The sequence below is a fragment of the Mesorhizobium sp. WSM4832 genome (genome assembly GCF_055811115.1).
Window position 1 is genome coordinate 15,587 of record NZ_JBVVQH010000015.1, and the last position, 12,453, is coordinate 28,039.

Below are 12,453 nucleotides of genomic sequence, written 5' to 3' on the forward strand. Positions count from 1 at the left end.
GGCGCAGGCATCGGCGAGGCGATCGCGCACAAATTCGCGCGGGAGGTGCCAGGCTGGTGCTCGCAGCCTTGCCCGACGATCCTATAGAAGATGTGGCTCGGGTCATTCGCGACAATGGCGGGCAGGCGGAGGTGTGCTTCGCCGATCTCGCCGAGGAGCAATCGGCCGGCGCCTGTGTCGACAAGGCGATCGACCGCTTCGGCAAGCTCAACGTTCTCGTGAACAATGCCGGCGTCTTTCTCGAAGTGGCAGAGTGTCAGGACTATTCGGTGGAAAATTTCGACCGGACCATGCTCGACAACATGCGCTCCGTATTCCTGATGACCAAGTTCGCGCTGCCGCACCTGCAGGAGACACGCGGTGCCGTGCTCAATGCGGTTCCGAAGCCGGCGAAATGGGTGAAGGCAACAACGCGCCTTATGGCGGAACCAAGGGCTTCGTCCATGCTTTCACTCGCGGCATCGCCTTCGAGCAAACCAAATATGGCGTGCGCGCAAACTGCGTCTGTCCCGGCCCCGTCGTACGGCCTGGACGCACAAGGAAAGCGGCCCCATGGACGAGCAGATGGAAAAGATGACGGTTGCCGGCACGGTGCTCGGACGTCGTGGCACGCCCGAGGAGATCGCCAACGTCTATGCTTTCCTTGCCTCGGACGAAGCGAGCAACGTGACCGGCGCTCTCTGGTATGTCGATGGCGGCACGACGATCGCCAAGGGTGGGCCCGGCCAAATCGTCCCTGCGGAGCTTGCGACGCAACCGAAACCTTCGCTGCCGCTGCGACACAGCCATGACGGGCTGAGGAACAAGGCGACCCAGAACCGGCTGCACTGAATCTCAGCCGAAGCGGCACGCAATGGCGATGGCTCTTCGCTATCGCCGCCTAACTGTATGCAGGAGTCCGGCTGATGGCATTCACTTCGATCAACCCGGCAACCGGCGAAACTCTCGCGAGCTATGAAGAAACTTCGGCGGCCGCGATTGCTGACATCATTGCCAACGTCCACGAGGCCTGGCGCGAGTGGCGGCACCGCGATTTCGGCGAACGGGCGCGGTTTATGCGGGCAGCGGCCGGCCTGCTTCGCGACCGCTCGCAGGGTTACGAACGGCTGATGGCAGAAGAGATGGGCAAGCCTGTCAGGCAGGGGGTGGCAGAGGCGCAGAAATGCGCGACGACCTGCGATTACTTTGCCGACAATTCAGTCAAGATCCTTGCGCCTGAGATGATCGAAGCGCGACCTCCGAAGCGCTCCGTTGTCTTCCAGCCGTTGGGCGTCATTCTCGCGGTCATGCCCTGGAACTTTCCGTTCTGGCAGGTATTCCGTTTCGCCGCGCCGGCGCTCATGGCCGGGAATGCGTCGATCCTGAAGCATTCGTCGAACGTTCCGGGCTGCGCGCTGGCGATCGAGGAGGTATTCCGCGAAGCGAGCTTCCCGGAACATCTCTTCCGCACTCTGATGGTCGGTTCGAGTGCCGTGGACAGTATCGTCGAGGATCCGCGGATACGCGCCGTCACTCTCACCGGCAGCGGCCCTGCAGGCCGCGCAGTCGCGCGGCGAGCGTCTGGCCATCGGCGATATCGACGCCGGCTCCGTGTTCGTCAACGCTACTGTCCAATCGGACCCCAAGCGGTGGCGTTAAGGAGAGCGGCTTTGGCCGCGAGCTGTCGCATTACGGGATCAAGCAGTTCGTCAACATCAAGACCGTCGTGGTCGCTGCAAGTGATGGTTCTCCCGTGCATGCCCAGTCAGGCGCCCGATCGGAGTGACCACGACACCAATGCAGGATCGCTTCGCTTTGCCGCGTCGTTTCGGTTTTGAGGCGCAGACTTAGCGGCGCTTTCGCGCGTGGAGTGGCGACATGCCAAGCCCCTGGTAGGCGGTACGCCATGGCGAGAGTCGCGCCGTTTATGCCGTCGATCAGGTGTCCTGGCCGAACGAGATGGCTCCAAAATTCGCATCGCGGCACATTCAGTGGTTTTGCAAGTTCGGCTGGAACAAAGCGAATTCCCGCAAGTTGGATCACGAGGTGACGTCCGGCTCACCCAACAGCCAGTACCCCGCGTCACCAGAGAGTCCGCCCCCTCACCGTGGCGGACTCTCTCTACAAATAGCTCAGGCCAACAATGCCATTTTTGCAATTCGGCACTGCGATCCAATCCAAGGACCTTGTGGCAGATCCTTCTTGATCGTTGACAAGGCTATCCATGCTTCAATTCGCAATGGCGGCATCGGCAACGGCTAACTTTGTGAAGCTCATTCCGAGATGCTTTGCACCGATCGCAGCGGGGCGGTCAGCGTCCAGACAAGGCCGGACTCGCTGAATTCCAGTTGACCAGATCCGTCAATCGCCTGCGGGGCCACGCGTTTGAGGACGAGCGTGCCGAAGCCCTGGCGATCGAATTGCTTGATCGCAGGCCCACCGGATTCCCGCCACATCAGCCGAAATGTGTCGGCGCCTTCGGCAATCTTGGCTACTTCCCATTGAACCTCTATCAGGCCGGCCTGCCGGGATAAGGCTCCGTACTTGGCAGCGTTCGTGGCCAGTTCATGAAATGCAATGCCCAGATACTGCACAGCGTTAGATCCCAGCAAGATTGCGGGACCGGTCACTGATAGCCGGGAGTGAGCGACAAATGGCTTGAGCTGTGCCTCAATCAACTCTTGCAGAGCTGCACCTTGCCAGCCGCCTTCGACCAGGAGATCATGCGATTGCGAAAGTGCCGTGATGCGCCTCCGAACCTGGTCGACAAAACTTTCCGGCGTGCTCGTCAGCTTTCCGATCTCGCGTACCATTGAAATGATCACCGCATACTGATTTTTTACGCGGTGATTGACTTCCCGCATGAGAAGCCGGATGCGCCGCTCGCTCTCCTTATAGGAGCTGACGTCGCGCGCGATCTTCGAGGCACCAACAATTCTTCCACTGCCATCGCGAATCGGGGAGACGGTAAGCGAGACCGGAACCTGGGTCCCATCCTTGCGCAGCCGGACAGTCTCGTAGGTCGGCGTGCGTTCGCCCTTGCGAAGGCGGGCCATGATCGCCGTCTCCTCGCTTAACCTGTCCGCGGGAATAAGCATGGTCACCGGTCGGCCAATCGCCTCGGCGGCTGTATAGCCGAATAGATTTACTGCTGCCTCGTTCCAACTGGTGATGATACCGTTCATGTCCTTCGACACGATGGCATCCATCGAAGACTCGACGATGGCGGCCAGCCGCATGTCAGATTCGTCGGCGCGTGTTTGCGTCCGCAGGTCGAGCAAAGTGTTCATCGCGCCCTCGACCTTGCCCGTCGCATCGCGCAGCAGGATCGGATGTGCGCAGAACGGGATCAACTCGCCATTCGGGCGCTCGATGACAGCCTTGCCGCCGTGGACGTTGCGGCCCTCCAGCAGCGCGACCGCCATGGGACAATCCCGATGCGCCATGGCATTTCCGTCGAGATGACGGAGCTTCCACGAACCGCACCACCTGTCCGCCCCGATCACTGGACAACGCCCCCAAAGTTCGGCAGCCGACTCATTGAAGTACGTGATGTAGCCATCCTTGTCCGTGATATAGACGGCAACCGGCAAACCTTGCATCAAGTCGGTTGAGTTGCCGACGTAGGGCGTGAGATCCATGTCTGTCTCGCATGCGAAGGATGGTGGTCCACCAAACCGCTAAGACCCCAAAGCGCCTGATATGCTTCGGTTCCATGATGCCCATGCGGCAAATTTTGTTGCCGAGGACTCTCGGCACCGACCGAGATCTCGAAATTCGAGGTGGGAACCGTCCCCCTCTAGACATTGATCGGAACAAGCCGTGGCGATTGGCGTTTAGCCGCGGTGTCGCCGATCGAACATATTGCCCCGTTTCCTGGTCCCCGAGCTCACTCGACGAATGCCGGCAAAATGCATTCACTGAAATCCGCCCGGGAGCAGGCCAGCTATGATGCGCAAGTTGCGACCGCCGTGGCGCAAGCCACTGCGTTGGTCTATTGCAGTGATTTCGAGCCAGGTATCCGGCGCCGACGCAATGGTCCGTATTTTCACTACATTGGTCCAAAGGGTGACAGGATTGTCGACCCGGCGGTTCTTGACCGGATTAGCCGGCTCGCGATCCCGCCGGCCTGGAGCGACGTCTGGATCTCGCCACACCCCAAGGGTCATCTCCAAGCAACCGGCCGCGACGATCGTGGCCGCAAACAATATCGCTATCACTCCCAATGGATGGCTTTTCGTGACGAAGCAAAATATTCCAGCCTGACGGCCTTCGCCCATGCGCTGCCTCGTCTCAGACGACACATCGAGGCCGATTTGCGCAAGAAGGGCCTGGGAGCGGAACGCGTAATAGCCTCTGTCGTCTGGCTTCTCGATAAGACACTTATCCGGGTCGGCAACCCGGCCTACGCGCATGAAAACAACAGCTTTGGGCTCACGACCTTGCGCGACCATCATGCGACCATCGACGGTTCAACGCTTAGTTTCGCTTTTCGCGGTAAATCCGGCAAGGAATGGAAGCTCAAGATCCATGACCGCCGGATTGCCAAGATCGTGAAGGGTGCTCAGGACCTTCCGGGGCAGCACCTGTTTCAGTATGTAGAGACAGATGGGTCCCGCAAAGCAATACACTCGCACGACATCAATGACTACATTCGCCGCGCCAGCAAAGCTGATTTCAGTTCCAAGCACTTCCGGACCTGGGCGGGTACGGTTCGCGCAGCGAAAATTCTTTCACAAACAGAGCTTCCGAAGACTAAGCGGGAGACGGCGATCGCCATGAACATGGCGATAGACGCCGTTGCCGCAAAGCTCGGCAACACCCGCGCCGTCTGTCGTAAGTGCTATGTCCACCCGCTTGTGATCGATGCCTGGTATGCCGGTCGACTGGGCGACGAACTCGATAAGATCGAGCGACGGCTACGCGAGCCGCCGCAGCGACTGCACAAATGGGAAGCGCTGGTGCTCCGCTTTTTGGAGACATCTGAAGCTTCGTATCTCGCGCCGCCCTCGTAGCGAATCTTGTCCCACTATGGCGTCGACTTTGGATTGCCGCGGTCCGGCGCCATCAGGGGCGGTGTGAAGGCGGAACAACATGGACGCCCGGAAGTTTGTTCGCGATACGACCGTGGCCGTTCGCATGCGCGCTACTTCTCCAGCGTTTGAGGAAAATTCCGGACGTGACCGAAACCAACCATGAAACGGATCGGCTTTCGATTGCGCATCCTTCAAGGAAGACCATTTACGCGGCTCTCATAGGCAATCTGCTGATTGCGATATCGAAGTTCATCGCGGCCGCATTCACCAACAGTTCCGCAATGACCAGCGAGGGTGTGCACTCGCTAATCGATACCAGCAACGAAGTGCTGCTTCTGCATGGCCTCAACCGTTCGTCAAAGCCACCGGATGACAGTCATCCGCTTGGGCACGGGCGCGAGCTCTATTTCTGGAGCTTCGTCGTCGCGCTGCTTGTCTTCGCCCTCGGTGCCGGCGTTTCCTTCTACGAAGGCGTAATTCACATCCGCGCCCCGGTATCGATCGAGAACGCTGGCGTCAATTTCGTTATCCTGGCTCTTTCTGCGGTTTTTGAAGGCTATTCTTGGCAGATCGCCTTCAAGCACTTCAGATCGTTCAAGGGGGAAGGCAATTTTCTGGAAGCAATCCGCCGAAGCAAGGATCCAACTGTTTTCACTGTGCTGCTGGAAGACAGCGCTGCGTTGACGGGCATTGGCATTGCGTTTGTGAGCATCGTGTTGGCTCAATACTTCGATATGCCGTCGCTGGATGGGGTTGGTTCGATATGTATCGGCGTCTTGCTCGCGGTGACCGCAGGATTCTTGGCACGGGAATGCAAGGGACTGCTGATTGGAGAGCGAGCAGCGCCGGCCATCGAGGCCGCCATCTTGGCGATGGCAAGGGAAGATCCGGCCATTCAAAGAGCTAACGGCGTGATTACGGTTCATCTGGCGCCCGACCAGGTCGTGGCCGCGCTCAGCGCGCAGTTTCACGATGAAGCGAATGCCGACGATATCGAAGAGTGCGTCGAACGCCTGGAAACGCGGCTAGCCGCCGAGCGCCAGGAAGTCACAACGCTGTTCGTGAAGCCGCAGACAAGCCGGCGATGGAGCGGCAGCGGCCCCTCGGTTCCGACTGCTCCGTGACCATGTCATGTGCCGGCGGTTGGCCTATTCAGGCGGCTCACACGTCATGTGCTGACCAGTCGCTATTTTTGGGAACATCGCCTGCCACCGACGGTTTGGTATTATGCAAACCCAAACGAGGAGTGCAAGCCATGCCAACACCAAGCGGACATACCGACGCCATCCGGGCCTCGCGAGTGATCGGCACCAAAGTCTACAATCCGGCGGGAGAAGAGATTGGAACTGTCGAAGACGTGATGCTCGAAAAGACCGCCAATGACATCATGTTTGCCGTCATTTCGTTCGGCGGTTTTCTGGGTATCGGCGAGAAATATCATGCGATTCCCTGGTCGCTGCTGGATTTCGATCCCAACCGAGGCGGCTATACCGTGCCGTATAGCACCGAGCAGCTCAAGGCCGCGCCGGCGTATTCGATCGACGAACTAACCGTCGACGATGGCAGGGCGGCTCGCGAAGCTTCCTTTAACTACTGGCGTGTCGATCCATACTGGCAATGAGCTTCGTCTTCCTTGCCCAGTAAGTGCAGAGAGGCAAGTGACGATGCGCAAGAAGCGCGCAAACGCGTCCGAGAGGGCGGCCGTCGAACGTCGTACCAAGAAGAAGCGTGTGCTCGAGGTCAATTACCCCGGTTTTTTTGCCTCGCGGCGCAACTACGACATCGGCCATGGGATCGACTCGTCCGGCATTTTGGGGGTCGAGCGTGCTCGAGGGCCTTCCTCAGGATCGTCTCCCTGGAAGTGGATATCTGCCGCCTCCGGAGGCCTGCAATCGCTCTTTTACTGCTTGACGGCGGAGACGCGGACTGTTCGAATCTCCGGATCCTCTTTCATCAATTCCATTGCGGCGAGCTCGGCTGTGCTGCTGCCGCCGACCCGCCAACTGGCTGATCACGCGCTACACCGTCGTCTCGCAGGCTATGCGCACTCCACCATCGTCGTAGGCGAGCTGTTGCCGTTCAGAACCCGGCGGGCGCCTGAGAACTTATCAAAATCCCGAACGACAACAAACTGCTCGCGCGCACCCGGAACGATCGAGTCCCAATCGTCGTTAGCCACAAAAGCACAGGAGAAAGCGATGACCGGACGCAGAACCCATGAGCAGCAAATGCGTATCATCGAGGAGCGCGAGAACACGGAGAACGCGCCTAAGGAATTCGACGCCAAGGCGGAGCTGAAGCAATCGGCTGCCGCGCGCGAGGCGCGACGGAAGGGTTCGGATCTCAAAAGCGATGCGCCCGACCTTGTCGATCCGGACGACCGCAACATCCTTCGCGGCAAAAATCAGGAAAGCGCCCATAACAAGAGCCGAGGTTCTAAGTAGGACCGCCTTCCGCGGGCGCGGCTGCGCCCTGGCTCGCGGCCTTGGCTTTTGCGCACCTATCTCTGAATTCTTGAACCTCCGCTTCGGTGAGATGTTCAATGCCGATGAACTCGTTTTTCGCACGGCCCGATCGAATGAGCTCATCGAGCTTTGCCTGGATGGCCACGCCGTCGCGGTTCTGTGTGTTTTGAATCAGGAAAACAATAAGAAAAGTAACGATCGTGGTTCCGGTGTTGATGATCAGCTGCCAGGTCTCCGAATATTGGTGAATCGGGCCGGTAGCGGCCCAGAAGACCACCGAAACCACGCACAAGGTGAAGATCCACGCACGTCCGGCTGCGAGGGCGACAATTTCTGCGAGCCGATTGAACGCCTTTTCCATTTTGAACTCCGACTGGGCGCCCGCCTATTTGCTGGAGGCATCCGGACCGTTGCAATGATCAACGCGGCGACGGCGCGCGAGTTTCAGCGGTTCACACGAGTCCCGAACGAGCACTGGGAACTTTTCGTCTCCGGCAGTCCTTAGAATGAGGATTGAAAGCCAGTTTGGATCATGCCGGATTACGAGAAGCTGCCGACGATGAATGGCGACCGCGTGAGGGTCGTCGTCGAAACACCGCGCGGCGCAGCTGCGAAGTTCTCCTATGAGCCCAAAATCGGCGTCTTTGAATTCACCCGGCCGCTGGCGGTTGGAAACATCTATCCCTACGATTGGGGTTTCGTGCCATCGACGCTCGGCGAGGATGGCGACCCGTTGGATGGCCTCGTCGTTCACCAGGCGGGCTCCGCGCCCGGCGTCGTCATCAATTGCCATCTGCTTGGGGCGCTGCGCGTCAAACAAAAGGATGCGGAAGGTTCGCAATTCCACAATGACCGCTATATCTTTCGCCCTCACAAGCAGGACGCGCACGACAAGCCGGTCCTGGAGGACCACGTGCCCGACGATCTGCGCCACGAAATCGAGCAGTTCTTCCTGTCATCGGTGCTGGGCACGGGTAAGAAGATCGAGTTAGAAGGCTGGTGCGACGCCAAGGAAGCGGCCGCTCTGCTGAAAAGGGGGATGAAGAATTTCGCAAAAAAGGAAAAGATGACACGCTGATTGACTGCTGTGTCGCCGCGCCATTACCTCGTCAAAAAAGATGCGGCCCCGGTCAGATGACCGGGGCCGCATCGCCAGGCTCGGCGTGGCATGCGAACGGCAGCGCATGTCACGTCAGCGCGCCTTATGCGGCCGCCTGCAAGGCCCGCTTGTTCGCACCGCTTTCGCCGAGCTTGGTAAGTGTCTCGTCGGTGGCGGATTCTTCCTTGAGAGTCTCGCGCAGCAAGGGCAGGGCGTCTTTCAGCCCCAGTTCCTCCGCCCACGCGATCAGCGTGCCGTAGCGCGCTATCTCGTAATGCTCGACCGACTGGGCGGCTGCTACAAGGCCGGCGTCGAGCGCCGGCTCGTCCTTGTATTCCTCGAGAATTTCCGATCCCTCTTCGATGATACCATCGATCGCGGGGCACGTCTTACCCCGCACCGGTTTGCCCAGCATTTCGAATACTTGCTCGAGCCGGTCGACCTGGCCTTCCGTTTCGGTGCGATGCTTTTCGAAGGCCGCGCTCACCTCTTCCGCCTGCGCCGCCTTAGCCATTTTCGGCAGCGTCCTCAGGATTTTCTTTTCCGCATAGTAGATGTCTTTCAGGCCGTCCACGAACAGGCTTTCGAGGCCGTTCGCGGCGCCGGACGAACTTTTCTTCGCCATGAATGTCTCCTTCAATGGGTTGCCTTTCCAAGGAACGGCGCCCGACTATTGTTCTAAGCTATTAAGGAAGGTTCCTTCCTTAAGCAGCAAAACCGGCATGATCGACCGATGTTCCCGACGAAATAACTTGTGAACCTGATGTTCGGAAAGCTCCGGCGATCCGAGGTAAGAGGAGGGGGTCACTTCAGCGGACCCTTACCGTCGCCGGACGAGAGCTGGTCGAGTATGCAGAGCGCTACGCTCGGCTCTGAATGCTCCAGCAGACCCTGCTCAGCGGCCGCCTTCTTGTAAGCAGCAAAGGCAATTGCCGGGCGGCAAATCCCTTTGCCCGCGTCTTCCACCAAGCGGGCCGCCTTGAGATAGGCTGGCGCGTCCTTATTCCTCCACTTCCGGCCAAGCGCCTTCTTGGCGTCGGCGATCGAGGAAACCACCATCGTGCCGCCGTTGACGAAGTGGAACGTGAGCGGCAGGAATCTGCTCAAGGCTCTTTCACCATCCTAGCCTCTCCTTCATGCGCCAGGCGAGGCCGATGACGGCCGCTGCCAGAACAAGAATGAAAATTGTACGTCCAAAAGGATTTCATCTTGCCACCGCGTAGTGGCCATAAACGAAGCTGCCGCCGGGTGGTTGCATCCACCTCTGCATTCGACGTCCACAGGGGTCAGCGCCTGGCCGATGACCACCCGAAAGATGGAGGCGCGGAACAACGCTAACCTTTTCTGTCCGCATGCGTTGTCTCCCGAAAGCGAAGGAGAAAACCGATGCCGACGAAATCCAACAGAATGGCTCAATCCGCGACGTCAGCAAGATCCGCTGCGCGGATCAATTCCTCATCGGAGCAAGCGGCCAGCAAGCAACGGAGTGTGCAGCGCAAGGTCGACGCGACCGATCGCGCCAAGCCGAACGGCAAATCAAAATCGCAACGAGCCATGCAGGCTGGCGCGCGCGAATATCCAGTGCCGCCCTTCCCGAAGCAGCATCATCCGAAGCCCGGCGAGGAATGGGCGATCGAGCCCGCGCCGCTTTATGATGCGCCGTTCTGGCAGGGGTCGAACAAGTTGGAGGGCAAGGTGGCGCTTATCACCGGCGGCGATTCCGGTATCGGCCGCTCGGTCGCCGTGCTGTTCGCCCGCGAAGGGGCGGACGTCGCCGTTGTCTACCTCAGCGAGGACCGCGACGCGAAGGCGACAAAGCAGGCAGTCGAGGCCGAAGGCAGGAACTGCATCACCATACGCGGCGATGTTGCCAGGCGGACCTTCTGCCGCAAAGCGGTGGAGCAGACGCTGAAGGCCTTCGGCAGACTGGACGTTCTCGTTAACAACGCCGCCTTCCAAGTGCATTCGTCCGATTTCGCCGACCTGACCGAGCAGCATTTCGACACCACGCTGAAGACCAATCTCTATGGCTATTTCCACATGGCGCAGGAAGCGGTCCCGCACATGAAGCCCGGCTCGGCGATCATCAACACCGGTTCCGTGACCGGCATCGAAGGCTCGAAGGACCTGATCGACTACTCGATGACCAAAGGCGGCATTCACGCCTTCACCCGAGCCCTTTCAGGCAGCCTGGTCAGCAAGGGTATTCGCGTCAATGCCGTGGCGCCGGGGCCGGTGTGGACGCCGCTCAACCCGTCCGAAAAGGAGGCGGAGGACGTCTCGCAGTTCGGCGCCCAGACGCCGATGAAGCGGCCGGCCCAGCCGGAAGAGATCGCTCCAGCCTATGTGTTTCTCGCTTCGCCGCAATGCTCCAGCTATATCACCGGCGAGATATTGCCGATCATCGGAGGTTACTGAACGTGGCCGCTGCCGGTCATCAGAACGTCGCTCCGGTTACGGCGATGTGTATGCGATCACGCGATCATGTTACGATCGGAATTCGGAACCATATGATGCACGCGCTATTGATCTCAGCGGGCCGTCTCAGCCGGACATGGTGGTAAAGAGAACAGGGTGGTTTTTCCGGCTTCACACCTGGCCAACGAAAACACAGTCGAGCTCTTGTCCCATCCGGCCCGCTTTAATTGCCGTTGGGTAGCGTATGGCGGAACACGGGAAATCGAAGGCTGGCTGGTCTCGGGAAGCCTGGCTTTTGCTGAAGGAAAGCGTCAGCGGGTACATGAGTGACGATGCGCTGAGCCATGGCGCGGCGATTGCTTTCTATGCCACGACCTCCCTTGCGCCGGTCGTTCTCATTGTGGTGGCGATCGCCGGCATCGTCGTCGGCAACGATGCTGCCCAGCTCGCGCTCTCGGCCGAGTTCGCGGGTGTGATGGGGCCGCAGAGCGCCGATCTCCTCAAGGCAACGATCGAGACCGCTTCGCATCGCGGGTCCAGCACGCTGGCCACCCTCCTCGGGCTGATGGCGCTCCTTGTCACCGCCTCCGGCGTCTTCGGCGAGATGCAGCTGTCGCTGAACCAGATATGGAAGGTCAAGCCCAAGGGCGTTTCGCTATCGCGCCTGGTGCGGGCGAGGGCAGCGAGCCTCGGCCTGGTGGCGGCTCTTGGTTTCATGCTTCTGGTGTCGCTTGCGGCAAGCACCGCGATCTCGGCACTGGGCGAGTACATAAATCAGCGCCTGCCTTTCGGCGAACTGATCGTGAGTGCCACCAACACCGTCGTGTCCTTCGTGCTGATCGCGCTCCTCTTTTCCGCGATCTACAAGGTCCTGCCGGACCGCACGCTGAAATGGCGCGACGTCGCCGTTGGTTCGCTGGTCACGGCGCTGCTGTTCACCATCGGCAAGTCGGCGATCGGCTGGTACATCGGCACCAGCGCCATCGCGACGTCTTATGGCGCCGCTGGCGCGCTGATGGTCGTGCTGCTGTGGGTCTATTACTCGGCCCAGATATTTCTATTCGGCGCCGAGATCACCCGCGCTTATTCGGTGCGGAGCGGCAGCCGGCAGGATCTCGCCCCGGTGGTGCAGAGCAAGCCGGGCTCGCAACTTAGATCTGGAGCCGCGACTGCAGTGCGGTTCGGATCTTCCGAGAGGAAGATTCGCGGTTGGATCGTTTTCATCTACCTGATCACGCTGCTGGTCTCGCAGGTCTGGCGGCGGGAGGACTGAGCGCCACCCCAGCCGTGCCGAGTGATCTTCAAGGCGGAACCAATACAGCGTTCTGAAGTTGGCCTTGCGGCGGCACCCGATTTTAAAGGCCGCCGGTCGGTTAAATCCAGATCGCGCTCCGGCTAGCCCGGGCGTGGCGCCGACGGCCGTTGGCATGCGGCCGTCAATAAGTAAATCCGCCAC

14 protein-coding genes and 2 pseudogenes are annotated in these 12,453 nt (G+C 59.7%); 12 read left to right on the forward strand and 4 right to left on the reverse strand.

Features of this window, described 5'->3' with window-relative positions; translation table 11 throughout:
- Positions 1-92: 92 nt before the first annotated feature.
- The 4 genes and pseudogenes from AC0L2L_RS20790 to AC0L2L_RS20805 form a co-directional block, all read left to right on the forward strand.
- Positions 93-317 (forward strand): annotated as a pseudogene (locus AC0L2L_RS20790) (SDR family NAD(P)-dependent oxidoreductase); the annotation flags it as partial.
- Positions 318-394: 77 nt separating this feature from the next.
- Positions 395-577 (forward strand): SDR family oxidoreductase, encoded by a 183-nt coding sequence (locus AC0L2L_RS20795; protein WP_473580763.1) that lies wholly within the window; start codon positions 395-397, stop codon positions 575-577.
- Entirely contained in the window at positions 553-831 is a 279-nt protein-coding gene (locus tag AC0L2L_RS20800) for an SDR family oxidoreductase (RefSeq protein WP_473580765.1), read from the forward strand. Before AC0L2L_RS20795 ends, AC0L2L_RS20800 begins: the two co-directional genes overlap by 25 nt.
- A 74-nt stretch (positions 832-905) precedes the next feature.
- Entirely contained in the window at positions 906-1,817 is a 912-nt protein-coding gene (locus AC0L2L_RS20805) for an aldehyde dehydrogenase family protein (protein WP_473580767.1), read from the forward strand.
- Between the two features lie 435 nt (positions 1,818-2,252).
- Here AC0L2L_RS20805 and AC0L2L_RS20810 read toward each other — a convergent pair whose 3' ends face one another.
- Entirely contained in the window at positions 2,253-3,620 is a 1,368-nt protein-coding gene (locus AC0L2L_RS20810; RefSeq protein ID WP_473580769.1) for a PAS domain S-box protein, read from the reverse strand.
- Positions 3,621-3,890: 270 nt separating this feature from the next.
- Here AC0L2L_RS20810 and AC0L2L_RS20815 point away from each other — a divergent pair, with 270 nt between their 5' ends.
- The 5 genes and pseudogenes from AC0L2L_RS20815 to AC0L2L_RS20835 all read left to right on the forward strand — a co-directional run bounded on the left by AC0L2L_RS20815 (position 3,891) and on the right by AC0L2L_RS20835 (position 7,459).
- Positions 3,891-4,994 (forward strand): DNA topoisomerase IB, encoded by a 1,104-nt coding sequence (locus AC0L2L_RS20815; protein WP_473580770.1) that lies wholly within the window; start codon positions 3,891-3,893, stop codon positions 4,992-4,994.
- A gap of 164 nt (positions 4,995-5,158) precedes the next feature.
- The gene (locus AC0L2L_RS20820) at positions 5,159-6,139 is read left to right on the forward strand and encodes a cation diffusion facilitator family transporter (protein ID WP_473580771.1); all 981 of its coding nucleotides are present in this window, start codon (positions 5,159-5,161) and stop codon (positions 6,137-6,139) included.
- A gap of 131 nt (positions 6,140-6,270) precedes the next feature.
- Positions 6,271-6,636 carry a PRC-barrel domain-containing protein gene (locus AC0L2L_RS20825; protein ID WP_027168590.1) on the forward strand — a complete coding sequence of 122 codons (366 nt, stop codon included), beginning with the start codon at positions 6,271-6,273 and terminating at the stop codon, positions 6,634-6,636.
- A gap of 43 nt (positions 6,637-6,679) precedes the next feature.
- Positions 6,680-6,814 (forward strand): annotated as a pseudogene (locus AC0L2L_RS20830) (DUF3182 family protein); the annotation flags it as partial.
- A 399-nt stretch (positions 6,815-7,213) separates the two neighbouring features.
- Positions 7,214-7,459 (forward strand): hypothetical protein, encoded by a 246-nt coding sequence (locus tag AC0L2L_RS20835; protein ID WP_473581012.1) that lies wholly within the window; start codon positions 7,214-7,216, stop codon positions 7,457-7,459.
- Here the strand turns inward: AC0L2L_RS20835 and AC0L2L_RS20840 are convergent.
- Positions 7,452-7,841: a low affinity iron permease family protein gene (locus AC0L2L_RS20840; protein ID WP_473580773.1), complete on the reverse strand. Its 390-nt coding sequence runs from the start codon at positions 7,839-7,841 to the stop codon at positions 7,452-7,454. The genes AC0L2L_RS20835 and AC0L2L_RS20840 overlap by 8 nt on opposite strands.
- 198 nt (positions 7,842-8,039) lie before the next feature.
- Between AC0L2L_RS20840 and AC0L2L_RS20845 the strand changes: the two genes are divergently transcribed.
- Complete coding sequence (locus tag AC0L2L_RS20845; protein ID WP_473580775.1) at positions 8,040-8,558, forward strand: inorganic diphosphatase; 519 nt, start codon at positions 8,040-8,042, stop codon at positions 8,556-8,558.
- A gap of 124 nt (positions 8,559-8,682) precedes the next feature.
- On the opposite strand, the gene AC0L2L_RS20850 is transcribed toward AC0L2L_RS20845, so the two are convergent.
- Together AC0L2L_RS20850 and AC0L2L_RS20855 are read right to left on the reverse strand one after the other, a co-directional pair.
- Positions 8,683-9,204: a YciE/YciF ferroxidase family protein gene (locus tag AC0L2L_RS20850; RefSeq protein WP_473580777.1), complete on the reverse strand. Its 522-nt coding sequence runs from the start codon at positions 9,202-9,204 to the stop codon at positions 8,683-8,685.
- Between the two features lie 179 nt (positions 9,205-9,383).
- Positions 9,384-9,686, reverse strand: coding sequence for a DUF982 domain-containing protein (locus tag AC0L2L_RS20855; protein ID WP_473580779.1), 303 nt, complete (start codon positions 9,684-9,686; stop codon positions 9,384-9,386).
- 300 nt (positions 9,687-9,986) lie between these two features.
- On the opposite strand from AC0L2L_RS20855, the gene AC0L2L_RS20860 reads away from it, so the two are divergent.
- Together AC0L2L_RS20860 and AC0L2L_RS20865 are read left to right on the forward strand one after the other, a co-directional pair.
- Entirely contained in the window at positions 9,987-10,997 is a 1,011-nt protein-coding gene (locus AC0L2L_RS20860) for an SDR family oxidoreductase (protein WP_473581014.1), read from the forward strand.
- Positions 10,998-11,319: 322 nt separating this feature from the next.
- Positions 11,320-12,270, forward strand: coding sequence for a YihY/virulence factor BrkB family protein (locus AC0L2L_RS20865; RefSeq protein ID WP_473580781.1), 951 nt, complete (start codon positions 11,320-11,322; stop codon positions 12,268-12,270).
- Positions 12,271-12,453: the final 183 nt, after the last annotated feature.

What these genes read in the sequence shown, in the direction of transcription:
- AC0L2L_RS20795 (WP_473580763.1), top strand. Translation starts at nt 395, where the DNA reads ATGGGTGAAGGCAACAACGCGCCTTATGGCGGAACCAAGGGCTTCGTC.
- AC0L2L_RS20800 (WP_473580765.1), top strand. Translation starts at nt 553, where the DNA reads ATGGACGAGCAGATGGAAAAGATGACGGTTGCCGGCACGGTGCTCGGA.
- AC0L2L_RS20805 (WP_473580767.1), top strand. Translation starts at nt 906, where the DNA reads ATGGCATTCACTTCGATCAACCCGGCAACCGGCGAAACTCTCGCGAGC.
- AC0L2L_RS20810 (WP_473580769.1), bottom strand. Translation starts at nt 3,620, where the DNA reads ATGGATCTCACGCCCTACGTCGGCAACTCAACCGACTTGATGCAAGGT.
- AC0L2L_RS20815 (WP_473580770.1), top strand. Translation starts at nt 3,891, where the DNA reads ATGCATTCACTGAAATCCGCCCGGGAGCAGGCCAGCTATGATGCGCAA.
- AC0L2L_RS20825 (WP_027168590.1), top strand. Translation starts at nt 6,271, where the DNA reads ATGCCAACACCAAGCGGACATACCGACGCCATCCGGGCCTCGCGAGTG.
- AC0L2L_RS20835 (WP_473581012.1), top strand. Translation starts at nt 7,214, where the DNA reads ATGACCGGACGCAGAACCCATGAGCAGCAAATGCGTATCATCGAGGAG.
- AC0L2L_RS20840 (WP_473580773.1), bottom strand. Translation starts at nt 7,841, where the DNA reads ATGGAAAAGGCGTTCAATCGGCTCGCAGAAATTGTCGCCCTCGCAGCC.
- AC0L2L_RS20845 (WP_473580775.1), top strand. Translation starts at nt 8,040, where the DNA reads ATGAATGGCGACCGCGTGAGGGTCGTCGTCGAAACACCGCGCGGCGCA.
- AC0L2L_RS20850 (WP_473580777.1), bottom strand. Translation starts at nt 9,204, where the DNA reads ATGGCGAAGAAAAGTTCGTCCGGCGCCGCGAACGGCCTCGAAAGCCTG.
- AC0L2L_RS20860 (WP_473581014.1), top strand. Translation starts at nt 9,987, where the DNA reads ATGGCTCAATCCGCGACGTCAGCAAGATCCGCTGCGCGGATCAATTCC.
- AC0L2L_RS20865 (WP_473580781.1), top strand. Translation starts at nt 11,320, where the DNA reads ATGAGTGACGATGCGCTGAGCCATGGCGCGGCGATTGCTTTCTATGCC.